Annotated in this window: 22 protein-coding genes; 7 read left to right on the top strand and 15 right to left on the bottom strand. The window is 63.9% G+C overall.

Features of this window, described 5'->3' with window-relative positions:
* The first annotated feature begins 7 nt into the window (after positions 1–7).
* From AB0O58_RS03345 to AB0O58_RS03325, 5 genes are all read left to right on the top strand, one after another.
* Positions 8–943, top strand: a complete 936-nt coding sequence (locus AB0O58_RS03345; protein WP_366237892.1) for a sugar kinase — start codon at positions 8–10, stop codon at positions 941–943.
* Complete coding sequence (locus AB0O58_RS03340) at positions 940–2,352, top strand: mannitol dehydrogenase family protein (RefSeq protein ID WP_366237891.1); 1,413 nt, start codon at positions 940–942, stop codon at positions 2,350–2,352. Before AB0O58_RS03345 ends, AB0O58_RS03340 begins: the two co-directional genes overlap by 4 nt.
* A complete protein-coding gene (eda, locus tag AB0O58_RS03335; RefSeq protein ID WP_032400452.1) occupies positions 2,349–3,008 on the top strand; it encodes a bifunctional 4-hydroxy-2-oxoglutarate aldolase/2-dehydro-3-deoxy-phosphogluconate aldolase in 660 nt (219 codons plus the stop codon). Before AB0O58_RS03340 ends, eda begins: the two co-directional genes overlap by 4 nt.
* Positions 3,009–3,166: 158 nt before the next feature.
* Positions 3,167–4,564, top strand: coding sequence for an MFS transporter (locus AB0O58_RS03330; protein WP_366237890.1), 1,398 nt, complete (start codon positions 3,167–3,169; stop codon positions 4,562–4,564).
* A gap of 175 nt (positions 4,565–4,739) precedes the next feature.
* Positions 4,740–5,180, top strand: a complete 441-nt coding sequence (locus AB0O58_RS03325) for an Hsp20/alpha crystallin family protein (protein WP_027495425.1) — start codon at positions 4,740–4,742, stop codon at positions 5,178–5,180.
* Between the two features lie 68 nt (positions 5,181–5,248).
* Here AB0O58_RS03325 and AB0O58_RS03320 read toward each other — a convergent pair whose 3' ends face one another.
* From AB0O58_RS03320 to AB0O58_RS03285, 8 genes are read right to left on the bottom strand one after another with little or no spacing between them, the layout of a single operon-like run.
* Complete coding sequence (locus AB0O58_RS03320) at positions 5,249–5,869, bottom strand: TenA family protein (protein WP_032400451.1); 621 nt, start codon at positions 5,867–5,869, stop codon at positions 5,249–5,251.
* Entirely contained in the window at positions 5,866–6,618 is a 753-nt protein-coding gene (locus tag AB0O58_RS03315; protein WP_045841059.1) for a glutamine amidotransferase, read from the bottom strand. Before AB0O58_RS03315 ends, AB0O58_RS03320 begins: the two co-directional genes overlap by 4 nt.
* A 9-nt stretch (positions 6,619–6,627) precedes the next feature.
* Complete coding sequence (locus AB0O58_RS03310) at positions 6,628–7,653, bottom strand: phosphotriesterase (protein WP_027495428.1); 1,026 nt, start codon at positions 7,651–7,653, stop codon at positions 6,628–6,630.
* The gene (locus AB0O58_RS03305; protein ID WP_032367059.1) at positions 7,650–8,684 is read right to left on the bottom strand and encodes an ABC transporter permease; all 1,035 of its coding nucleotides are present in this window, start codon (positions 8,682–8,684) and stop codon (positions 7,650–7,652) included. The genes AB0O58_RS03310 and AB0O58_RS03305 overlap by 4 nt, the downstream gene beginning before the upstream one ends.
* Complete coding sequence (locus AB0O58_RS03300; RefSeq protein ID WP_032392130.1) at positions 8,681–9,466, bottom strand: ATP-binding cassette domain-containing protein; 786 nt, start codon at positions 9,464–9,466, stop codon at positions 8,681–8,683. The genes AB0O58_RS03305 and AB0O58_RS03300 overlap by 4 nt, the downstream gene beginning before the upstream one ends.
* Positions 9,467–9,470: 4 nt before the next feature.
* Positions 9,471–10,484, bottom strand: a complete 1,014-nt coding sequence (locus AB0O58_RS03295; protein WP_366237889.1) for a substrate-binding domain-containing protein — start codon at positions 10,482–10,484, stop codon at positions 9,471–9,473.
* Positions 10,481–11,377, bottom strand: coding sequence for a carbohydrate kinase family protein (locus AB0O58_RS03290; RefSeq protein ID WP_363797393.1), 897 nt, complete (start codon positions 11,375–11,377; stop codon positions 10,481–10,483). The genes AB0O58_RS03295 and AB0O58_RS03290 overlap by 4 nt, the downstream gene beginning before the upstream one ends.
* Before the next feature lie 3 nt (positions 11,378–11,380).
* Positions 11,381–12,247: a BtpA/SgcQ family protein gene (locus tag AB0O58_RS03285; RefSeq protein WP_230073156.1), complete on the bottom strand. Its 867-nt coding sequence runs from the start codon at positions 12,245–12,247 to the stop codon at positions 11,381–11,383.
* Between the two features lie 202 nt (positions 12,248–12,449).
* Between AB0O58_RS03285 and AB0O58_RS03280 the strand changes: the two genes are divergently transcribed.
* On the top strand, positions 12,450–13,475 hold the full coding sequence (locus AB0O58_RS03280; protein ID WP_027495434.1) for a LacI family DNA-binding transcriptional regulator: 1,026 nt from the start codon (positions 12,450–12,452) through the stop codon (positions 13,473–13,475).
* Here AB0O58_RS03280 and AB0O58_RS03275 read toward each other — a convergent pair.
* The 4 genes from AB0O58_RS03275 to AB0O58_RS03260 all read right to left on the bottom strand — a co-directional run bounded on the left by AB0O58_RS03275 (position 13,436) and on the right by AB0O58_RS03260 (position 17,549).
* On the bottom strand, positions 13,436–14,518 hold the full coding sequence (locus AB0O58_RS03275) for a M20/M25/M40 family metallo-hydrolase (protein WP_032392132.1): 1,083 nt from the start codon (positions 14,516–14,518) through the stop codon (positions 13,436–13,438). The genes AB0O58_RS03280 and AB0O58_RS03275 overlap by 40 nt on opposite strands.
* Before the next feature lie 84 nt (positions 14,519–14,602).
* A complete protein-coding gene (locus AB0O58_RS03270; RefSeq protein ID WP_288123166.1) occupies positions 14,603–15,436 on the bottom strand; it encodes an alpha/beta fold hydrolase in 834 nt (277 codons plus the stop codon).
* A gap of 19 nt (positions 15,437–15,455) precedes the next feature.
* Entirely contained in the window at positions 15,456–16,673 is a 1,218-nt protein-coding gene (locus AB0O58_RS03265) for a lipase family protein (protein ID WP_366237888.1), read from the bottom strand.
* A 9-nt stretch (positions 16,674–16,682) separates the two neighbouring features.
* The gene (locus AB0O58_RS03260) at positions 16,683–17,549 is read right to left on the bottom strand and encodes a hypothetical protein (protein WP_366237887.1); all 867 of its coding nucleotides are present in this window, start codon (positions 17,547–17,549) and stop codon (positions 16,683–16,685) included.
* A 66-nt stretch (positions 17,550–17,615) separates the two neighbouring features.
* Here AB0O58_RS03260 and AB0O58_RS03255 point away from each other — a divergent pair, with 66 nt between their 5' ends.
* Complete coding sequence (locus AB0O58_RS03255) at positions 17,616–18,377, top strand: TspO/MBR family protein (RefSeq protein ID WP_366237886.1); 762 nt, start codon at positions 17,616–17,618, stop codon at positions 18,375–18,377.
* Here AB0O58_RS03255 and AB0O58_RS03250 read toward each other — a convergent pair.
* From AB0O58_RS03250 to AB0O58_RS03240, 3 genes are read right to left on the bottom strand one after another with little or no spacing between them, the layout of a single operon-like run.
* Complete coding sequence (locus tag AB0O58_RS03250) at positions 18,365–20,134, bottom strand: FAD-dependent monooxygenase (RefSeq protein ID WP_366237885.1); 1,770 nt, start codon at positions 20,132–20,134, stop codon at positions 18,365–18,367. The two genes, AB0O58_RS03255 and AB0O58_RS03250, sit on opposite strands and share 13 nt — an antisense overlap.
* Positions 20,131–21,057, bottom strand: coding sequence for a fumarylacetoacetate hydrolase family protein (locus AB0O58_RS03245; protein ID WP_366237884.1), 927 nt, complete (start codon positions 21,055–21,057; stop codon positions 20,131–20,133). Before AB0O58_RS03245 ends, AB0O58_RS03250 begins: the two co-directional genes overlap by 4 nt.
* A gap of 26 nt (positions 21,058–21,083) precedes the next feature.
* The gene (locus AB0O58_RS03240) at positions 21,084–21,719 is read right to left on the bottom strand and encodes a VOC family protein (RefSeq protein WP_366237883.1); all 636 of its coding nucleotides are present in this window, start codon (positions 21,717–21,719) and stop codon (positions 21,084–21,086) included.
* Positions 21,720–21,747 lie beyond the last annotated feature (28 nt).

The raw sequence follows: 21,747 nt of genomic DNA, 5'->3' as shown, positions 1-21,747 counted from the left end.
GCGCCACATGACCACAACGCAATTCGATGTCGTCCTGCTCGGCGAGCCCCTCGTGGAGGTTTCGACCACCGAGGCCTTCCGGCACGGAGTAGGTGCTGCGCTCGGGGTGTCGGGAGACGTCGTCAACGCAGGTGCCGCGGCCGCTGCTGCAGGTGCTTCGGTAGCGCTGATCGCGCGGGTATCCGACGACGAACTCGGTGATGCCGTCTGTCGGCGTATTCGTGAACTCGGCATCGACGACACCTACATTCGGCGAGTTCCCGGACAGCAGGGTGTCTACTTCCTGCACATCGATCCGGAGGGGAATCGCCAGTTCTCCTACGCCCGAGCCGGATCGGTGGGCAGTCAGCTCGATGTGGCGGACCTGCCCGAGGGTGTGATCGAGCAGGCGGGTGCCGTGCTGGGCGGCGGAATCGCTGCGGCACTGTCGCCGACGCTCGCCCGCACGATGCTGCACGCGGCGCAGCGGTCGAGCAGATTCGTCTACGACCCCAACTTTCGCCCCAGGTTGACCACGACCGACCAGGCCCGCGCATTCCTGCAGAGCGTTGCTCCCTGTACCGAGGTGATGGTGCCATCGGCACCGAGCGAGATCGAATTGCTCCTGGGCACAACCGAACCGGAGGCTGCTGCAGCTTTCCTGATGGGCTGGGGTGCACGTTCCGTGGTGGTCACGCGAGGGTCCGAAGGGTCCAGCATCTTCACCGCTGCGGGGACGTCGCACCAGCCGGTGATCCCCGCGCTCGAGGTCATCGATCAGACCGGTGCCGGTGATGTGTTCGCCGGCACCCTGACGGCGCGTCTCGCTCTCGGCGACGATCTTCGCGAGGCGGCGGCCATGGCAGCTGCTGCGGCATCGCTGAGCGTCGGCGGGCGGGGCGGCACTGGTCTCATCGCACCGCTGTCCGAAATCCGACGTCACAGAGAACGAGTGACGACATGACGGTGGCCACGCGATTGTCCGATGCGACCGCCGAGGTCATTCGTCCCACCGCCAGCGGAATCGTGCATCTCGGCGTCGGGGCATTCCATCGGGCGCATCAGGCCGCGTTCACCTACGAGGCGGCGCTGCTGACCGGTGAGACCAATTGGGGCATCACCGGTTTCACCCAGCGCAGTAACACCGTGGTGGAACAGCTTGCCCCACAGGACGGGTTGTTCACCCTGGTGCAGAAGGGAACCGAGGAGACGACGGCGACCGTCGTCGGTTCGATGCTCGACGTACGGAACGCAGCCGCGAACCCCGACGCGGTGGTCGAGGCCATCGCCGATCCCGCAACGCACATCGTCACGCTGACGGTGACCGAGAAGGGCTATCGACTCGACCCCGCGTCGGGTCGATTGCGCCTGGACGATCCGGAGATCGCGGCGGATCTGGCCGGCAGGCCGCCGCGCACCGTTGCCGGACAGTTGGTGGCGGGCATGGCTCGACGCATGGCGGGCGATGCGCCTCTCACGGTGTTGTGTTGCGACAACCTACCGTCGAACGGGCGGATTCTGTCCGAACTCGTCAGTGCTTTCGTCGAGGCACGCGGCATGAACGACGGCCTGGCCGAATGGATCTCGCGTCGAGTCACATTCCCCAGCAGCATGGTCGATCGAATCGTGCCGGCTACCACCGATGAGGACAGGGCGGACAACGAACGACGAACGGGACTGCGCGACGACGCCCTGGTGGTGTGCGAACCCTTTCGGCAGTGGGTGATCGAGGACGATTTCGCGGGTCCGCGACCGGCGTGGGAACGAGTGGGCGTGCAGTTCGTCGACGACGTGGAGCCGTGGGAGACCATGAAGTTGCGCGTCCTCAATGCCACCCACTCGGTGTTGGCCTACCTCGGAATTCTGCGTGGACACAACACCATCGCGGAGGCGGTCCAGGATTCGGAGCTCGACGAGATCTGCCGGGCCATGGTTCTCCGAGACGTGGCACCGACGACGACCGGCGGAATGGACGCTGTCGGCTACGGCAACGAGGTACGCACGAGATTCGCCAACCCGGCGCTGAAACACACCACCCGGCAGGTGGCGATGGACGGATCGCAGAAGCTCGGACCGCGCCTTCTCGGAACCGTGCGGGACGCCACAGACGCCGGTGGTTCGACGGACATGCTCGCCCTTGCCGTCGCAGCCTGGTGCGCCTTCGTTCTCGCCGAGACGGGAGCCGGACGTGCACTGGACGATCCGTTGTCGGCGCAGTTGGCTCGGGCCGGGTCGGCGTCGGACCTTCTCGCTGTCGAGTCCATCTTCGGGTCCGATCTCGGGCCCACGTCACCGTTCGGCACGCAGGTCGTTGCGTGGACCGACTTCCTACGGACCAACTCGCTGAGCGAGTGGAAACGAGTGCTGGTATGACCTCCGAACACGAAACATTGCTCGAAAACCTCACTGCCCGAGATGTATTACGCGTGAGTCCGGTGATTCCCGTCGTCGTGATCGATCGGGTGGAGGATGCAGTGCCGCTGGCGCGTGCACTCTATGCGGGCGGCATCGGCATCATCGAGATGACATTGCGGTCCGAGGCCGGGCTCGGTGCCATTGCGGCGATCGCTGCGGACGTGCCGGAAGTGGTCATCGGCGCGGGAACTGTGCTGAACCGCGACGATGCCATGAGATCGGTGGATGCCGGCTCGAGGTTCCTGGTCTCACCCGGATCGTCGAAGGGTCTGCTCGACGCGGTACGCACGCTACCGGTGCCTGTTCTGTCGGGCGTGTCGACTGCGACCGAGGCGATGACCGTTGCCGAGGCCGGATCGACCGAGATGAAGTTCTTCCCCGCCGAGTTCTCCGGTGGCGCAGCGGCACTGGGCGCGCTGGCAGGCCCGTTGCCGCACTTGACGTTCTGCCCCACCGGCGGGATCACCCCGCAGAACGCTGTCGACTACCTGGCATTGCCGAATGTGGTGTGCGTCGGCGGTAGCTGGCTCACGCCGCGCTCACTGGTGCAGGCGGGGGACTGGGCCGCGATAGAGGAACTGGCCCGTTCTGCGAGTGCGCTCGGCACCGCGTAGTTCGGTTCGCGAAGGGTCATTGACGTATTGGTATAACAGTGCTTGTATATCACTGTGGCGAGCGCCACCAACCCTCCTCGATGAGGCACAGGTCTCGCGGAGACCGCGGCGAACTCGCATCATGAACTCATCGATCATCACCAGCAATGGAGCTTCGGATGTCACAGGACACCAACGAGTCGACGGACGATCGCGGTAACACCGCCGTCCCGACTCGCAGCACTAAAGACCTCACCAAGGCGGCGATGTCCGGTTGGCTGGGTACGGCAATGGAGTTCATGGACTTCCAGCTGTATTCGCTCGCCGCCGCGATCGTTTTCAATCGCATCTTCTTCCCCGACGTGAGCCCGGCGATCGGCTTGATCGCCGCCATGGCCACTTACGGAGTCGGCTACGTGGCCCGCCTGGTCGGTGCCATCTACTTCGGCCGGATGGGCGATCGGATCGGTCGAAAGAAGGTCCTGTTCATCACCATTGCGATGATGGGCGCATCCACCACCCTCATCGGCGCACTGCCGACTTACGACGCGATCGGCATCATGGCGCCGATCCTGCTCGTTGCCCTCCGCCTGATCCAGGGCTTCGGTGCCGGAGCCGAAATCGCCGGGGCGACGGTCATGTTGGTCGAATACGCACCGGACAAGCGTCGAGGCCTCATCGCATCGCTGGTCTCCCTGGGAACCAACTCCGGAACCCTTGCGGCCTCGGCTATCTGGGCCCTGCTGCTCGCTGTCGTGTCCGAGGATCAGTTGCTCAGCTGGGGCTGGCGAGTGCCGTTCCTCGCGAGCTTCTTCCTGATGATCTTCGCGGTGTGGTTGCGCTCGAACCTGAAGGAGAGCCCGGTCTTCGAGGAGCGTGCCGATGTGGTCGACGGTGTGGCTCTCTCGCGCGACGAGATCGAGAAGACCGACGAGGACGTGAAGGTCAGCGTTCTCGAGTCCGGTCTCAAGCAGAAGAAGGGGCGCGCGTTCTTCATCGCGCTGGGTCTGCGTTTCGGTCAGGCGGGCAACTCCGGACTGATTCAGACGTTCCTGGTCGGTTACATCGCGTCGACGCTGCTGATCGATCGTTCCATCGCCACCAGCGCGATCGTCTACGGCTCGCTCATCGGTTTCGCGACCATTCCGATCATCGGCATCCTGGGCGACAAGTTCGGCCGTCGTCCGATGTACATGGTGCTCAGTGCGCTCACCATGATTCTCGCGTTCCCGCTGATGCTGATGGTCACCAGCGGCAACACCATAGCCCTCGTCGTCGCAATGGTTCTTGCTCTGAACCTCGGTGTGCTGGGCCTGTTCTCGCTCGAAAGCGTGACGATGGCGGAGCTGTTCGGCGCACGTACCCGCTTCACGCAGCTCGCGCTGTCCAAGGAGATCGGCGGCATCCTCGCCACTGCCATCGGACCGCTGCTCGCGGCCAGCCTCACCGCATGGACCGGTAGCTGGTGGCCCATCGCGGCGATGCTCGTGATCTACTCCGCGATCACGCTGGTGTCGGCCTACCTGGCACCGGAAACCAAGGGGCGCGATCTCGTCAGACTGGCCGACGCAGCCTGAGATGTCCGCAGTGGTGTAGCTAAGCCCATAGCTGCACCACTGCAACAGAATTGAACGCAAAAAAATCGAAGTACCCTATTGGCACTCTCCGGTGGAGAGTGCTAATTTGGGTTCTGCACAGTGAAGGGCGGCCCGCCACAGGGGCGGACGCTTCGTCGTACAGGAGGTGGTTGCTGTGCTTCGCTTCGATCCGTTCCGTGACCTCGACTCGATTGCCGCCGGCATGCTCGGCGCGACCAGTGGTTCGGACCGTGCGCCCAGATTCATGCCGATGGATCTGTACAAGCTCGACGACCATTACGTACTCAACGCCGACCTACCCGGCGTCGATCCCGGCTCCATCGACGTCGACATCGACCGCGGCACACTCACTCTGACTGCGCATCGCACCGCTCCGAGTAGTGATGGTGTGCAGTGGCTTTCGTCGGAGCGGTTCGCCGGAACGTACCGTCGGCAACTCTCCCTGGGAGACGGCGTCGACGCGGAGAAGATCTCGGCCTCCTACGACAACGGCGTCCTGACGGTCACCATCCCGCTGGCTGAGCGTGCGAAGCCGCGCAAGATCGAGATCGCCCACGACAACACGCAGAAGACCATCGAGCCGCAGAAGAGCTGAGTGCGCTTCGCGCAGTGGTGCGGCAAAGCGCCGCCCAGGGCACATAGCCGCACCACTGCCGCAGGCACTCACACTGCGTCGTGAAATTCGTTTTCGGCGGCCAGCATCCCCTCGAACCACCTGTCGAGCGTCTCGTCGTCCACGGCGTCCATGCGGTCGACTTCATGGGCCAGTGCGTCGACCTGAGCGACGAAGGTCGACCGGGCGTGCATGGCAATCCATTCCTGAAGTGCCGGTTCACGTTCAGCGGAGGACTTCATCGCTGTTCGGCACCACGATAGGTACAGGGTCTCGGCGGCGAACATCGCTACCAGAGCGGCACTTCTACCCTCTCGCTGCGCGAGTCCGAGGGCATAGTCCGACAGCGCCGAGGAACTCGCGATCAACTCTTCGGTATTGCCGTCGAACGGAAACTTCTCGCGGAGACCGGCGAAGTACGCTCGCTGTTCTCCGACGAGGTTCGACATCGACATCACATGATCCGACGCGTCGTCCAACGACGTCGACTCGGCGACGACCAGCCCCAGAATGCGGACTGCAGTGAGTACGAACGCCTCCTCGATCACCAGGTACCTTCGAAAGTCCTCATCGGAGAGTGATCCGTCCGTCGATTGCACGATGAACCGAACTTGCTGAGCAGCAGCGAGGTTGGGCTGTTGACGCTCGACGAGTTGCTGCGAGCGGGTCACGCGCCGGCAACCCACGTGATCAAGCCGTCGAACAGGTCGGTGTAACCGGGCCATTGTTCGCAGAACTCGGGCGGGGCCCAGTGCGGCGAGCAATCGGAGGTGAAGACCGCGGATCGGCCCGAGCCGTATTCGCCGACCGCGACGAGCGGATCTCCATTGATGGTGGCGGGCACGGTAACGCCCTCCTTCGGCACCACTCGGTTGTAACCGAGCAAGGCGGGCCACTGTGTTCCGCTGGCACCCAGTGCGGCGTGCGTGCTGTCGACGACATCGGGAACCATTCCGCCGGGAGCCTCGACTCGGTCGTCTTCGGCCAGCAGTGTCACCGGCAATACGTCGGCGAGCACAGTCTGCCGATACGCGGCGCGCGCTTGGAAACCGGAGAACGACAGGTACCCGCCGATCATGATCAGTCCTCCTCCGCTGCTCACCCACTCACGCAGTGCGGCGAGCCTGTCGTCGCCGGCCTGGAAGCGGTCGAACACGTTGGGCGCGAGTTGAATCGAATTGGCTCCGATATCCGAGAGCACAATGACGTCGAACTCGGACAGTGCCTCGGCCGTGCCGGGGAATTGTGTGGGAACGAGGTGCGCGGGCATGTGAACCACTTCGTGCCCGCGCGAGGTGAGCGCGTCGCGCAGGGGGCCGATCCCTTCTACGTAGGAATGGACGGTGAATTCGTCGACGCCTTTGACGTGGGTGGACGAGGTCATCCAGCTTTCGCCGGCGATCAGAACTTTCTTACCCATGGTGGTTCTCTATCCTTTTCCGGCGCTCTCGAAGAGCGACCTGGGGTTGTCCTGCATGAGCGAGGAGACGTGGTGTGCGTCCATTCCGCTGCGGACCAGCCGCGCTGCGAAAGAGACTGGAACGTAGGCCAATCCGTTGCCACCGAACTTGCGGAGCATCGACTTGAGAAACAGATCGTGGCTGAGCAGCAACTGGGATCGATAGCCGCCGCCGACGAGGCCGCAGATCGCGAACGCGGTATCGGCGGGCGACGGCGACTGGCCCTCGCCTGCGAACTCGAAGGGCATGCCGATCATGTCGAACTCGAGGAAGACTCCGCGATCGGCGAGGGCGCACTGATAGTCGGGGTCGTCGCCCGAGGGGTCCATGTGGCAGAGCACCACAGCTGCCGGGTCGACACCCATCTCGTCCACGACGATGTCGAGGACTTGATGTCCTCTGCGTTGCCAGCCCGGGAGATGGACGAACAAGGGGACGTAGGTTTCTCTTTGGGCGATGCAGGCGGCTCTCAGTGCTTTGGCCTCGGCGTCGGTGAAGGACGGCGAAACGCCGATCTCACCGATCACCCCCGGCCGCGGCCCGTCGCCGGTGAATTCGGCGATGAGCCGGGCCGCGAGGTTGTCGATACCGAGCGCGGTGACCTCGGGCGGGTGCGTGGGTTCGAGATACCAGCCCGAACCCATGACGACGCGTACTCCGGACTCGCGTGAGTAGTGCTCGAGGATCTCGGGTCGCCGCCCGATGCCCGGCGGCGTGAGGTCGACGACCGTGGTACCGCCGTTGTCCGCGAACACTTTCAGGTCGTCGAGTACGGCCGCCGCGTCGTCCACTCGGCAGTTGTCTGCGCTGTGGTACGGGTTGTCGTGCAGCAGCCAGGCCCGGTCCGCCGATACCGGACCGGACAGCAACTGCGCCAGAGCCGGGTCGGCAGCTTCGGAATACGCGGTCGAGGCGTCGTTGTGCAGATGCTCGTGCGGTAGCACCAGTCCCAGTTCGCTGGAGTCGATCGGCCCGGTGACGGTCTGGACGATCATTGCTTACCCGGTGCGCTCTGCAGGTGCTTGAACAGCGAAGCCAGAGAGTGCCCGCGCATGTTGATCCAGATGGCGACGAGCAGAACAACACCGGTGATGATCGGTGTCAGGAACGGGCTCACACCGAGTAGCGTCAGGCCGTTGGCGATGATGCCGGTCAACACTGCACCTATGACGGTGCCGATGACCGTTCCCCGGCCGCCGAACAGGTTGGTGCCTCCCAACACCACTGCGGTGATGACGGTGAGCTCGAAACCATTGGCGGAGTTGGCCGATCCCGATCCGAGTCGTGCAGCGATCAATAGGCCCGCGATGCCCGCGGCGAGCCCGGTGAACACCAGGGTCATCATCAGCACGCGACGGGTGTTGACGCCGGAGCGTCGGACGGATTCGACGTTCGAGCCGATTCCGGTGACGTAGCGGCCGAATCGTGTGCGATTGAGCGCAACAGCGCCGACGATCACTACGGCCAGAGCAATCCATGCGCTTGCCGAAAAGCCCAGCCACGACGCCGTACCCAGTTTCGCAAAGGCGGTACCGGGAGTGATCGGTACCGAGAAGCCCTCGGTCCTGTACAACGCGATGCCGCGAATGATCGACAGGGTCGCCAGGGTGACAATGAACGGCGGAATGCCCTGATACGCGGCGAGCCAACCGTTGACCAAGCCCCATGCGGCACCCATCAGAGGTGCCGCGACGAATACCACCGACGAGTCGACTCCGGCTTGGATGAGTTCGGCGCTCATCGCGGCGACGAAGGCAACCGTCGCTCCGACCGACAGGTCGATCTGACCGGTGGTGATCACGAACGTCATGGCGACGGCGATGATGAGAACCGGTGCGATCTGCGTCGCGAGGTTCGAGATGTTGGTGAAGGTCAGGAACGAGGACGTCGTCACCGAGAACACCAGGGCCACTGCGATGGTGACCGCGAGCATGGCCAGGGTCGGCTTGTTGGTCTGCTGCCACAGAGTCGGGCGTGCCGCCAGTTTCTCCACGGTCGGCTGGGCTTTCTTGTCCACGGTGATCATGGGCGGCCTTCCGGCGAGGAGGGTGAACGCTGGGGAACCGGCGTGCGCGTGATCAATCCGACGAGCGACTCGATGTTCAGATCGCCGATCGGAACATCGTCGACGCTCTGTCCCTCGTACATGACGGTGATGCGGTCGCAGACCCGGAACAGGTCCTGCAGACGGTGCGTCACCAGGATGACTCCGACGCCTTGGGCTGCGACGTCGGTGATGAGCTTGAGGACCGATTCGACCTCTGCCACAGCAAGAGCGGCGGTGGGTTCGTCCAGAATCAACACGTCCGGTCGAAACGAGACCGCACGTGCGATGGCCACCGTCTGGCGTTGCCCACCGGAGAGTTGCCCGATCTCCTGGTAGGTCGACTTCACCTTCACGTGCAGGTCCGCCAGAATCTTGGCGGAACGCTCGTGCATCCCGTGGCGATCGAGGAACGGCCCCTTGCGTGGCTCGCGGCCGAGGAACAGATTACTTGCGACGTCCAAGGTGTCGCACAGGGCGAGGTCTTGGTAGACGATGCCGATTTTTTTCTGTTGTGCGTCCAGCGGTGTCGAGAAGCGCACAGGTTCTCCGTTGACGCGCATCTCGCCACCGTCGTGTTGGACGGCACCGGCAAGGATTTTCATGAGCGTCGACTTGCCGGCGCCGTTGTCTCCGACGACGCCGAGTACTTCGCCGCGGGCGAGTCGAAGGTCGACTCCCCGAAGCGATTTCACCGGGCCGTACGATTTGGTGATTCCCGAGAGTTCGATCAGTGGCGCGACCGTCAGGTCTTGTTGTGCCATAGGGCTACTTCTCCAGGTAGTACATGTAGTCGCCGACGTTCTCCGGAGTGACGATCTGGGTCGGTACCGGGATGTCAGCGGGTGCGGTCCGTCCGCAGCCGAGGTCGATGGCGGCATTCATGGCCTCGTAGCCGAACTCGAAGGTGTTCTGCTGCACGACGCCTTTCAGCCACCCTGCGTTGAGAGCTGAGACGGCCTGATCGGACAGATCCCAGCCGACGGCCTGAATTCGGTCCTGGGCGTTCTGGCTGTTCACCGCGGCGACCAATCCGATCAGAGCAGGCTCCCCGGTGGCGTACACGTATTGCATGTCCGGGTTGCCGGTGAGCAGGTTCTCGGCCGCGGTTTGCGCGTTCTCCTGGATGTTGCGGCCATCGACCACGGTGCCGACGGTCATCCCGGCCGCCGAGACGGTATCGGTGAAGCCCTTCTGACGCTCGAGTTGGATGGTGCTGTTGAGTGCGCCGACGATTCCCACGGTGCCGGTGTTGTTCGCCAACGCCGTGAGGGTGTCGCCGATCTGAACGCCGCCTTCGGCGTTGGCGGTGCCGACCTGCGTGTCCACCGCAGGATCGTCGACGGTCGCGTCGACTGCGACGACCGGAATGCCCGCAGCATCGGCCTTGACGATCGAGGGCTTGATGCCGTCCGTGTCGATGGCATCGACGATGATCGCGTCGACGCCCGAGGCGATGAGGTTGTCGAAAGCGTTGGCCTGGCTGACCGAGTCGTCGTTGCCGCTGATGATCTGCAGTTCGACGCCGGTCTGGTCGGCGATCTTCTGGGCTGCGTTGTTGATCTGGTTGAAGAACAGGGCCTGCAGGTTGATGGTGACGAGACCGACCTTGAGGGTGCCGTTCTTGCCGTCGCACGAATTGGCGACGCGGCTCGGATCCGGGATGCTCGACGCGGCTGCGTCGGTTCCGCCCGCGGTGTCGCTGCTGGATGCGGAGTCGCACGAGGTGAGGGTGAGCGCAAGTGCGGCACCGAGAACGAGGGGGAGTGCGCGTTTGATCATCGGGTCTCCTGGAGATCGACAGTGGCGAGGGTGGAGGTGAAGTCGGCGAGTTCGGTTGGAGTGGGGCATCCGCGTGGTCCGGCTGTAGCGCAGGCGAGTGCTGCCGAGATTCCCGCCATTCGGGCTGCGTGGATGGAGGTTTCGCCCGCGTCGATGAAGGCGATGTAGGTGCCGCAGAAGCAGTCTCCGGCTCCGACGGCATCTATGACGTCGACCGATACTGCCGGTTCTGTGATGGTCTCACCCGAGGGTGTGACCAGAGTCCACCCGCGTTCGCCGTCGGTGACGACGAGGTGGGTGTCGTGCTCGGCGGTCAGTATCGGCCACCGTTCGGCTGGGATGCCGAAGCTGTTGTGCCACAGACTGCGTCCGACGATGACGTGGTCGGCAAGGGCGAATGCGTGCAGTGCGGCGTCGACGTCGTCGCAGCCGTCGAGGTCGATGGCGAGGCCGACGTTGTCGGGGAGCGTGGGTGGGAGCATCGATGCGCGGTAGCCGTCGAGGAACACGCGTCCACCGTCGATCGAGAGCTTGTCGAGGACCGTGCGTAGTCTGCCTGCGTCGTTGGCGTCGTCCTGGCTGATGATCGATCGGTCCCCGCCGTCGGCGATGAGAACCACTGCGGTGGAAAGAAATGCGTCGCGCGGTGCCCAGGTGGTGTCGACTCCGTCGCGTTCGAGGGCCGCGAGGAATTCGGAGGATCGGATGTCCGGGCCCACCGCTCCGGCGAACGCGACGCGGGCTCCCATGCGGGCTGCCGACACTGCGGCGTTGGCATTCATGCCGCCGTCGATCGACTCGACCGTCGTGGCCTGCACCCTCTCTCCGAGGGTCGGAACATGCGGAACATGAACCGTCACATCGTTGTTCGCGTAGCCGAAAAATACGATCATCGTCTACTTCCCGGCTGCGCGGGACACGTCGCGAACCTTCTCGCCGGAGACACGGCCCCACCAGCGTGCGTTCTCTTTCACCGAAGAAGCGATGATGGCACCGTCGCACTCGTTCATCAGGTCGGCGACGTTGGCCGCCGTGATTCCCGATCCGATGATGACGGGGAGCACCGTGTTGTTCTTGATGACCGACACCTCGTCGACCGAGGCGGCGTCACCGGTTCTCGAGCCGGTGGCGATGAGGACGTCTGCGTCGAAGAATTCCGCGTCCTCGGTCTGTTCGGCGATGGTGCGATCGGCAACGATGGCGTGGGCACCGTGCTTGACGTGCACGTCGGCGAAGATCTTGACCGGGTCGGCACCGATGCGGTGGCGAAAGCGGGTGGTCTTGGCTGCCTGGCCTTCGATGAATCCCTCGTTGGCGATGTAGGCGTTTGCCCACTGGTTGACCCGCACGAAGCTCGCTCCGGCGGCCCACGCCGCGGCCACGCCGCATTCGCCCGCGTTGGACAGGATGGATACTCCGACTCTGCTGCCGAACTCACCGACGACGGAGGCGGTGACGACACCCATGCTGGCCGCTGTTTCGTATCCGTGCTCTCCGGGCTTGAGGAAGGGTATGTCCCAATGATTTTCGACGATGACGCCATCGAATCCGTTGTCGATGTACGCGTGCGCCTCCTCCACGGCGAAGGCTGCGATCTCGGAGACGGGCTGGCCCTTGTAGTGCGGGCTGCCCGGTAATGCGGGCAGGTGGATTGCGCCGATGAGTGCGGGTGCGGAGGTGAACATCTCGGCCAGCGCCGACGGCTTGGTCGGAAATACCCCCAGCGCGGCTGAGGGGTTCGGATCCGACGGGGACGTACTCACGTAAGGAGCTCCTCTGGTGTGGGCGTCGACCAAGGCGATGTAATCGATTGCCTCGTATGTATGCACCGTAGGGGATCGACACCGGGGCGTGTCAAGGAATTCTTGAGTCGTTTATGTAAACGATTACCTCTACTGTGTAAACAGCATCGCAAGCGACCGTGCGGTTCGCTAGCCTCGGTTCACACGCGAGAGTAGGAGTTGGATGCGCAAAGCAACCATTCGTGACGTCGCGGAGCGCGCGGGCGTCTCGACAGCCACGGTGTCTCGGGCGCTCTCGGGGTCACGTCCGGTGTCGGACGACGTTGCCGCGAGTATTCGGCAGGCGGCGGCCGAACTCGGCTATTCGGGCAACATCATTGCCAGCTCTCTGCGCCGCAACCGCACGGACACGGTCGGGATGGTGGTGCCCAGTATTGCCAACCCGTTCTTTACCTCGCTCGTCGTCAACGTCGAACACGTTCTCTCGCAGCGTGGACTGCAGCTGTTCCTGTGCGATTCGCGATCGGATCCTGAAGTAGAGGCGCAACGGCTGCGTAGCCTGGTCTCACGTCAGGTCGACGGCATCATCATCAGCCCGTGCCATGGAGAACGTTCTGCCGAGGCGGTTCGTGCGTCGGCCCGTGCGATCCCTGTGGTTCAGCTCGACCGCTTCGCTCTCGATACTCATACCGATTGGGTCGGCGTCGACGATGATGCCGCTCAGGGTCTGATCATGGATCACCTTGCTGCACAGGGTGTTCGGAGTGCCGCATTCATCAGTTCCGAGCTGACCAATTCGTCGACGGAGTTGCGGCGGGCGGGCTTCTTCCGCCATGCCGAGCGCGTGGGGATTCGGACGCGGGACGAGTGGACGTTGTTGGGTGACTATTCGATCGACTGGGGGCGTGAGTCGTCGCGCTCGATCCTCGCTTCTCCCACGCGGCCCGATGCGGTGGTGGGTGCGGACGACCTGATCGCCCTCGGGGTGCTGCAGAGCTGCCAGGCTCTGGGATTGTCGGTCCCGGGCGATGTGATGGTCACCGGGTTCGACGACATTCCGTTCTCCGCATTGAGCAATCCGCCGCTGACCACCATCCGGCAACCGCAGGAACGAATCGCTGCGGAGGCCACTCGCCTGCTGGATCAGGCCATGAACAGCGATCACACCGGCACTGCGCATATCGCGTTGCAGCCGGAGTTGGTGGTCCGTCAGTCGACGGTCGGCCACGCACGCGTCGCCGCGGTGTAGGCCACGATCGCCGCATCGAGTTCGTCGAGCGTGACGGTTTCGTCGGCGGCGTGCATCAGTGCCGGCGTCCCCGGCCCCCACACGACAATAGGGGCACCGGGGGCAGCGGATCCGATGATGGACGCGTCGGTGAAGTACGTGACCGGTTCTGTAGCAACGGTATGCGGAAGGCCATCCACCCATCGGTCGCCTTGGGGTGTGCGAACTCCGGGCAGATCGATGCGAGCGTCGGCGTGATCGACCTCGGGTTGATCGCGCCACCAGGACAGCAGTGCCGAACCGTCCCCGACGGTGCGATGGTCGACGACGACGTGTGCGGTGTCAGGAACGATGTTGGGTGCCGAGCCGCCGTCGATCAATCCCACGTTGAACGTTTCGGCGCCCAGGAACTGATCCGTAGACAGCGGGAGCTCGGTGCGGGCTCGTGCCAACACGTCGACCAGTTTCATGATTGCACTCTCACCCCGATGCGGAGTACTTCCATGTGCTGCAATGCCTTTGGTGGTCACATCGACCCACAACGCACCTCGATGCCCCAGATGGACGCGATTTCCCGTTGCCTCGGGAACCACGACCGCTCCTACGGCGCACTCGGCGACGGCGTGGCGAGCGGCACGCGCACCGAGTGACCCGATCTCTTCGTCGCTGGTGAGCAACAGGGCGGCAGGAACCCCGTTGTCGAAGGCGTCCATCACCGCAGCGGTGGCGGCAACAAGCCCGGCCTTCATGTCCGAGGTGCCGCGGCCACGGAGAACACCGTGTTCGATATCTGCAGCGAAGGGATCGAACTGCCAATTCGACAGATCACCCGCCGGCACGGTGTCCACGTGGCACGCGAACATCAACCGCGTCGACGTCGGCGGGGAGGGATTGGTGATCAACAGCCATGGGTGGGGACCATCCGGATCGCCGTCGATGGCAAGGTCACCGACGCGGGCCCTGAGCACGGACACGATTTCGTCCATCGACGAGCGCTGGGGACGGGGATCACCCGACACAGTGGGCTGGGTGACCAGTTCGGTGAGAAGTCCGACGGAATCCATGACTCCAGTATGCCCGTGGTGCCTGCGGCAGTGGTGCGGCAGAGCGCCGCAGAGGGCACATAACCGCACCACTGCCGCAGGCATCTATGAGGCGTTGGCGATGATTGCCTGCGCGGCTTCGGTCGGTGCCTGAGTCGGGATCCAATGTGTCACTCCGGCAAGCACAGTCAGGGTGTAGCGGGCATCGACGTACTGTTGTGCGCGTTCGATGGCCGAGCGGCCGATGAAGGTGTCGCCGTCACTCCACACCATCGATGTCGGGACTGTGATGCGCAGACGGCCGATACCAGGGTTGGAGAACGGCAGTCCGCGATACCAAGTGACAGCGAAGGGAAGTGCGCCGTAGTCGACGACGTCCGTGCGCGTGCGCTCCAGGTCGTCCGCATTCATACCGCTTTTCTCATACCACTTTTCGGCCCTCTGGCCAGGCCGTGTCATCCATTTCTCGGGGAGCACCGGCAGTTGGAAGAATGCGAAGTACCAGGAGTGCAGAATTTGTCGTGAGGTGAGCAGAGCCGTCATGAACGACCCGGGATGCGGGACGGAGAATGCCGTCAGCGACGACACCAGATCGGGGCGTCGGCCTGCGGTGACCCACGCGATCATCGCTCCCCAGTCGTGGCCGACCACATGCACCGGGGCACCGATTTCGTCGATGAGGGCCACGACGTCGTTGACGAGCGCACCGACGCGATAGTCGCGTCGGCGTTTGGGTCGGGCACCCGGCGAGTACCCGCGTTGATCGGGCGCGATTGTTCGGAACCCCGCCTCGTTCAGCTCGTTCATCACGGCGGACCACGACGCGGCACGTTCGGGAAAGCCGTGCAGCAGCAACACAATCGGTCCGTCCAGAGGTCCCTGGTCGAGGACGTCGAACTCGAGTCCGTCATGGGTGTAGCGTGCGATCCTCCCGCTCACCGAAGAATCCTTTCGTTGGTCAGCACGTGCTGGGAACCGATGCACCGGCGAATTCGGCGGCGAGGAATTGCATGGCCGAGTCGTCGCTCACGTTGTGTCCCTGCTCTGGTTGTTCCTGAGCGACAACCCGATCGCCGAGCGCACACGCTGCGCGGACGGCGTCGGCCGTCCACTGCGGTAGCACGATGTCGTCGCGCGCACCGTAGGCGACGAACATCGGCACGGTGGTTCGTACCTGAGGGAGGGTGTAGCGGCCGATCAGATCGAACAGCTTCTGTTCTGCCTCGGGGGATCTCGGCGCGAACTCCGTCGGTGCCATCTCGCTGACAGCGCGCTCCTTGGTTGCGGTGTTCGTGCCCTGGCACGCGAGTAGTAGTTCTGTGTTGGTCTGAGCGACCGTGCCGCTGTAGTCCCGAGGGTCGAGGGTGGGATCGACCTGTTGCGCCCCGTAGAGCAGGTACGGCAGCAGCCCTTTCTGCGGTGTGGTCAGGGTGCCGTCCCTGGCGGCACGCGCAAGCGGTGCCAGATCCGTGGGCGGGGACAGTGAGACCGAGGCGATCAGTTCCAGCCCTTGCCCATAGCTGGAGTTCAATTCGTTTGCGGCCCAGGCTGCTTGCCCGCCCTGCGACAGTCCGACGGCTGCCCACCGAGCAGAGGTCTCGGGCAGGCCGTTGTGGACGGCGCGAGCCGCGTCGATCATGTTGTGGCCCGCAGTGCGCGGCTCCAGGTACGGGTGGGTGCCGTCTCCGCTGCCGAGTCCTTGATAGTCGGGTAGCACCGTGACGTAGCCGAGTTCGGTGAAAGCCTCGACCGTGGAGTCCAATCCGAGTAGGTCGGGGTACAGGGAGGGCCCGCAGTCGGCTTGTACGCCGGTGGTGCCGTGGCCGTAGACGACGATCGGCCATCCATTTGCCGGAGGTGTACCGGGCGGAACAGCGGCGACGCCGGAGACCGCCGTCGCAGAATCATCGACACCGGATGTCGATTCGTACACGAAGCGATAGACGGTCGCACCTGTCGCAGTGAGCCTGGCCGACCGGGACCCGAAATCCTCCGATTCGAGCAGCGTCCCCGCAGTGCCCGTCAGCTCGTACTGCGACTGTGCTAGAGACGTACTTGCGGGCGCGGGCGAGTCGGGTCCAGCGGGCGACGAACTGCATCCGACGGCCGTCAGCAGCGTGAGCCCGCACGCAATTGCGAAGACTCGGCGAGACGGCAGGGCAATGGATGCGGGCATATCGCGTGTCTACCAGAACGCAGCCAACAACTCGTCGGTCGCCTGCAGCGGCGCATACCCGTCGGGAATGGCGCGACGGCATCCGTCGAGTTCGATGGTGAAATTGCGAATGTTCGACGGCCATCCAGCAGCATATGTCGTCACCGCCGTCCGCGTCGCAGACATCGTGCAGGGCCCGGCGGGTGCCAAGTCTTCGATCGATATCCCGATCTCGCCGGTGACTCCGGTGAATTCGGTGCCGGAGAACAAGCAGTACGTGTAGCCGATGGTCAGACCCGCTGCGCGCTCACTGCCGAGGAGAACCTCGGAGTAGTGAGGGGAGCAGCTCGAGACTCGTTGCCGGTCGTAGCTGATCACCGATACGTCGTGTTCGAATTCGGTAACCATATCGAGTGCCCGAATTTCGGCGATGGCGCTGTAATTCAGCAGCCCGCATTCCCCAGTAGGGAGAGTCGGTTCCATTGCGCGCCCTCGGTTGTCGACGAGCCATATCTGCGGCGGCTCGACGACGCTGTATGTCGGGCAATAGCCGCGGATCAGCGTGCTTTCGGACGGCGCGTTGAGTAGGCGGATCACCTCGGTGAGGTCACCTTCGTATCTGTGCTCGCGGTAGGGCACGGTGTCGGGGGCGACCCCCTCGTCGATTTGGTCGCAGACGATCGCGGCGACTGGAACGAAATCGTCCGGCACCGTCCCAGGTGTGGGCCGAGGGAATCTCGGCCGCGGCTCGTCTATCTGGGGCCCTCGGTCGCACCGAAATGCCTCTGCAGATCCGATTTCGGCGACGACCCGGTGGGGATTCAGCGACGCCGGCGACGCACAGGTGACCGCGGTGATGGCGACGAGCATCAGTCCCACCGTCCATCGCCATGTCATCAGCACAACGTAGCGGCATTGCAGTTCAGGGTTTGTCGCTTCTGTTTTTCGGGGACTATCGCAGCCATGAGGATTGGCGTCGTTGTCAGTGCGGTCGTTGCGGTTGTGGTGTCGTTTCTCGGCTCCGGCGCGTGGGTAGGGACGCCCATTGCCGAGGCGGCCGGCGGGGCGCTCGGTGCGACGTCGACGCTGGTGGCTCCCGCTGGTCCCGCGTTCTCAATCTGGTCGGTGATCTACACCGGTCTCGTCGTCTATGCCGTCTGGCAGTTCCTACCCGGTCGAACTGGACGTCACGACGCCTTGCGGGCACCGGTCATCGCGTCGATGTTGCTCAATCCGGCGTGGATTCTCGCGATTCAGTTCGGGCAGGTGTGGCTCAGCGTGGTGGTCATCGTCGCGCTGTTGGCCGCTCTCGTGCGCGTCTTCGTTCACCTGCAACAGCAGCGCCCGGAATCCGTGGTCGACGCGGTGATCACCGACGGCACGATGGGTCTCTATCTCGGGTGGGTGTGCGTGGCCACCATCGCGAACATCTCGGCGTGGCTGGTCGATCTCGGAGTCACCGGTGGCGCGACGGTCTGGGCGGTCGTTGTACTGGCCGTCGCAGCAATGGTCGGGGTGACTCTGGCGCGTTACTCGAACGGAGCGATCGCTCCGATGTTCGCCATCGTGTGGGGACTGGGATGGCTGGCACAGGGGCGCCTCGGCGGCGAGCTGACGAACGCCATGGTCGGATGGACGGCAGTATCTGCCGCAGTGATCGTCGCCGTCGTGACGGTGGGAATCAGGCTCCGATCACGGCGGTCGACGGTCCGTCAGGCGGCGTAGTACTTCCTCCAGTGCGTTTCGAGGAAGTCGGACAGCGAACTCCCCGAATCGTTGGTACGCCAGGCGACGTGACCGTCGGGTCGGACGAGTACTGCTCCGGACTCACCTACCTCGTACAGCGATATCAGTTCGTTGCGATCGACGCCGACGGGTGCGTCCAGTACGACGAGCGACATACCCGGGCGTACATCACGCATACCAGCAATCACCGATTCCCACGCGGAACCGTCGAAGGTGAACAGCGTCAACATGTTCGGGTCCAACACGTCGTGCGGCGAGACGAGTTGCCCGTCGACCGAGACGAGCGCGTGCGGCAATCGCGCACCGGGGTACGTGGTGGGCACGTAATCGACAACATCTTCCACGGGTTTCGTCGACGCGTCCTGGGCGATCAGTGGACTGTCGTAGAGGTAGCCGAATTGCAGGCCGGTGGAGACGAAATGCTCCAATTGCAGTGGAATCGCCGCCGCGATTTCGGCGCGCAGTTCCGTCGACCCGGGGGCATCCGGGCGCAGGCTTCGGGACCGGCTCATCTGCTTGCGGGTTGCCGCGGCCGCGATGGGTGCGATCAGTCGGCCCGGGATCTTGTTCAGGGGTGCCCGGCCCATGGCTTGAGTTGCCTTGGCCAGCATGGCATTGGTGATCCCCACCCGCTTGCCGATGTCGTCCATGCGGAAGTGGTTGGCCACGCTTTGTTCGGCGAATTTCTCCACGACGGGGCGGCGCTCGGTGTCGTAGGTGTCCAGTAGCTCCGGGCCGGCCGCACCCGAGAGCACAGCGTCGAGCTTCCACGCGAGGTTGTGGGCATCCTGCACTCCGGAATTGAGCCCGAAGCCGCCGGTGTGTGGAAAGCGGTGAGCGGCATCGCCCAGCAACAGCAGCCGATCGTGGCGGAAGGTGTCGGCCGTCTGAGACGTCATCACCCACGTGCCCGTCGATTCGAGCGTGAAGTCGTTCGTACCCAACGCCTTCGGTAGCGTCTTCTCCCAGAATCGGCGGCCGTTCCTGGCGATCTCCTGCGCTGGGTGCAGATAGGCCGTCATCAGGATGTAGCGGTGATCCGCGTGCGAGATGAGCACTCCGCACAGGTCCGGGGTGTAGATCCAACTCAACAGCGGACGCGCGTCGTCGGGAAACAGTGTGTTCGACGTGAAGAACGCACTGCCCATGTTGGCCAGTACCGGTCCGGTCAGCGATATCCCGGCCGCGTCGCGGGTGGCGCTGTTGGCACCGTCGCAGGCAAGGACGTACGGCGCACCGAGTTCGTCGACGTCACCCGTCAGGGTGCGGAAGGCGATGCGCGCGTCACCGGAGTTCGATTCGACCGATTCGACGGAGACTCCGCGGCGAAATTCGATCAGCGGTTCGGCGTCCACGGCGTCCCACAGCACGGGCATCAGAATGTGCTGGCCGATGTGCGACACCATGTACGGGCTCTGGCTTTCCACGATGGCTTTGCGTTCGGGATCGGACAGCAGATCGATCGACCCGATCGCGTCTCCGGCCAGGTCGCCGTACCAGCTGATCAGATTGACCTGTTCGTGCGGAGGCGACATCGCCGCTATCGACTTGGCCAGTTCGGGGCTGTACTCGTTCCAGATCTCCAGCGTCCGAGCATTGATGACGTGAGCCGCCGGATGGAACAAGGGACTGGTTCGACGCTCCAGCAATACCGTTCGAATGCCCCTGCGCGCCAGCAGAAGCGCTGCAGTGGTACCCGCCGGGCCGGCACCGATGATGACGACGGGAGTGCTCATCGGACGACGGTTTCCTGGGTTCCCAGGTCGATCGACCCGTCCGGAGTGCGAATGGTGGCAGTGACGACGTCGTCGACCGAGAGGTACTTCGGATTCTTGGCTTGGCGTGCGAAGAAGAACTTCCACTTCAGCGCAGGCGGGATGAGTTCACCGATCTTCTGGATCGCTTTGGGCGGCGCGGAGATTGCCGTACCGATCGGAGTTCCGGTGAGCAGGACATCGCCTGCGGTCATGTTCTGAAAGCGGGCCAGTCTGGTGAAGGCCTCGGCGGGAGGAGTGATGAGGTCGTCGCCGATGGTCTGGTCCTGACGGATTTCCCCGTTGACCGCCAACGTCATCCGTAGCTCGGGCAGTCGTCGAAGCTCGTCGTTGTCGAGCAGCACCAGCCGAGGGCCGAGTGGAGTGAAGGTGGGATACGACTTGCTCTCGTACACCTGCACTTTCGTCAACTGGATCTCCCGAGCCGACACGTCGTTGGCCACGACGAAGCCCGCCACATAGGACGCGAGGTTGTCGTCGGTGACGGTTGTCCCGATGGGGATATCGGCACCGACCACCACACCCAGCTCGATCTCGTAGTCCAGCAGGGCTACCTCCGGCGGTTGCCGAATGGGATCGTTCGGGCCACTGATCGACGCGGACGATTTACGAAAGAACGTCGGCTGCAGGGTCTTCGGGTCCGAACCGGCGTCGATCGCATGGGATCGGTAGTTCAGCAACTGCGCCACCACTCGGCAGGGTGCGGTGATGGGTGAGACGAGCCGGAGCTCGGCGACGTTCGTCCCGACCCCCGATGCCGCCTCGATGGCCGCGCGATCACCCAGTAGCTCACGGGTGGTCTGCGCAGCGGTGTCGATCCTGACGGCCTGGTCGCCGTCGAGACGCCACCAGCCGCCCGTGGTTCGAATGATGTTGATGGGCATAGCTTTCGATCCCCCCTAGCCTTCGGTCACAAAGTTTTCGGTGTGATGGTCTTCTTGTTGGCGATCACCGGCCGGCCGGGCCTGGTTCCGGCCTCACGCTGCCGCAGTTCCTCGTGGGTCGCTCCGTTGCGGAGTCGGCTGAGGAGGTAGTCGGGGTCGATGTTGACGCCGATGGGATTGCGCGCGAATTCCTCGGTGAAGAAGAAGGCCGCGGTGTGATCGGGGTCGAAGTTCTCCACCTGGAACTCGAGCCGAATACCGTCCGGGTCCTCGTAGTACAGCGAGATCGTCGGCCCGTGGTTGATGGACCACACCGGAAGGATGCCCTGGCGCTTGAGCCGCACGTAGTTCTCCAGCAGTCGTTCCAGCGATCGGAACGTCAGGGCGATGTGATCGATGCCGTAGGCCTTGCGGCGCAGCTTGGCGAAGGGGAACAGGAACTTCACCGGCTTGGGCACGGCGATGACCGCGAGTCGATGCGACTCGTCGTCCCAGGTCAAGAACGTGATCTCGTCGTCCTGGTAGGCGATCTCGGCCCCGAACACCGTGCCGTACCAGCGCACCATCTCCTCGGTTCGCGCAGATTTGACGACCCAATGCGCGATGTAGTCGGGAGCGACCCGTTGCGTCTCGATCGGCGGTGCATCGTGCGTTGCGCTCATGAATCGACCTTTCGTCGCGATCGGAGTG

Source organism: Rhodococcus sp. NPDC080181, assembly GCF_040702225.1.
GTDB classification, from domain to species: domain Bacteria; phylum Actinomycetota; class Actinomycetes; order Mycobacteriales; family Mycobacteriaceae; genus Rhodococcoides; species Rhodococcoides fascians.
The sequence above is the reverse complement of the archived record's forward strand: the minus strand, read 5'-3'. Positions and strand labels throughout refer to the sequence as shown.

Bases quoted from the DNA above. Each gene is read 5' to 3' on its own strand.
- AB0O58_RS03345 (WP_366237892.1), top strand. From the start codon at position 8: ATGACCACAACGCAATTCGATGTCGTCCTGCTCGGCGAGCCCCTCGTG.
- AB0O58_RS03300 (WP_032392130.1), bottom strand. From the start codon at position 9,466: ATGGCACAACAAGACCTGACGGTCGCGCCACTGATCGAACTCTCGGGA.
- AB0O58_RS03290 (WP_363797393.1), bottom strand. From the start codon at position 11,377: ATGATCGTATTTTTCGGCTACGCGAACAACGATGTGACGGTTCATGTT.
- AB0O58_RS03305 (WP_032367059.1), bottom strand. From the start codon at position 8,684: ATGATCACCGTGGACAAGAAAGCCCAGCCGACCGTGGAGAAACTGGCG.
- eda (WP_032400452.1), top strand. From the start codon at position 2,349: ATGACCTCCGAACACGAAACATTGCTCGAAAACCTCACTGCCCGAGAT.
- AB0O58_RS03315 (WP_045841059.1), bottom strand. From the start codon at position 6,618: ATGGGTAAGAAAGTTCTGATCGCCGGCGAAAGCTGGATGACCTCGTCC.
- AB0O58_RS03275 (WP_032392132.1), bottom strand. From the start codon at position 14,518: ATGGATTCCGTCGGACTTCTCACCGAACTGGTCACCCAGCCCACTGTG.
- AB0O58_RS03260 (WP_366237887.1), bottom strand. From the start codon at position 17,549: ATGACATGGCGATGGACGGTGGGACTGATGCTCGTCGCCATCACCGCG.
- AB0O58_RS03330 (WP_366237890.1), top strand. From the start codon at position 3,167: ATGTCACAGGACACCAACGAGTCGACGGACGATCGCGGTAACACCGCC.
- AB0O58_RS03265 (WP_366237888.1), bottom strand. From the start codon at position 16,673: ATGCCCGCATCCATTGCCCTGCCGTCTCGCCGAGTCTTCGCAATTGCG.
- AB0O58_RS03295 (WP_366237889.1), bottom strand. From the start codon at position 10,484: ATGATCAAACGCGCACTCCCCCTCGTTCTCGGTGCCGCACTTGCGCTC.
- AB0O58_RS03340 (WP_366237891.1), top strand. From the start codon at position 940: ATGACGGTGGCCACGCGATTGTCCGATGCGACCGCCGAGGTCATTCGT.
- AB0O58_RS03255 (WP_366237886.1), top strand. From the start codon at position 17,616: ATGAGGATTGGCGTCGTTGTCAGTGCGGTCGTTGCGGTTGTGGTGTCG.
- AB0O58_RS03240 (WP_366237883.1), bottom strand. From the start codon at position 21,719: ATGAGCGCAACGCACGATGCACCGCCGATCGAGACGCAACGGGTCGCT.
- AB0O58_RS03245 (WP_366237884.1), bottom strand. From the start codon at position 21,057: ATGCCCATCAACATCATTCGAACCACGGGCGGCTGGTGGCGTCTCGAC.
- AB0O58_RS03310 (WP_027495428.1), bottom strand. From the start codon at position 7,653: ATGATCGTCCAGACCGTCACCGGGCCGATCGACTCCAGCGAACTGGGA.
- AB0O58_RS03280 (WP_027495434.1), top strand. From the start codon at position 12,450: ATGCGCAAAGCAACCATTCGTGACGTCGCGGAGCGCGCGGGCGTCTCG.
- AB0O58_RS03250 (WP_366237885.1), bottom strand. From the start codon at position 20,134: ATGAGCACTCCCGTCGTCATCATCGGTGCCGGCCCGGCGGGTACCACT.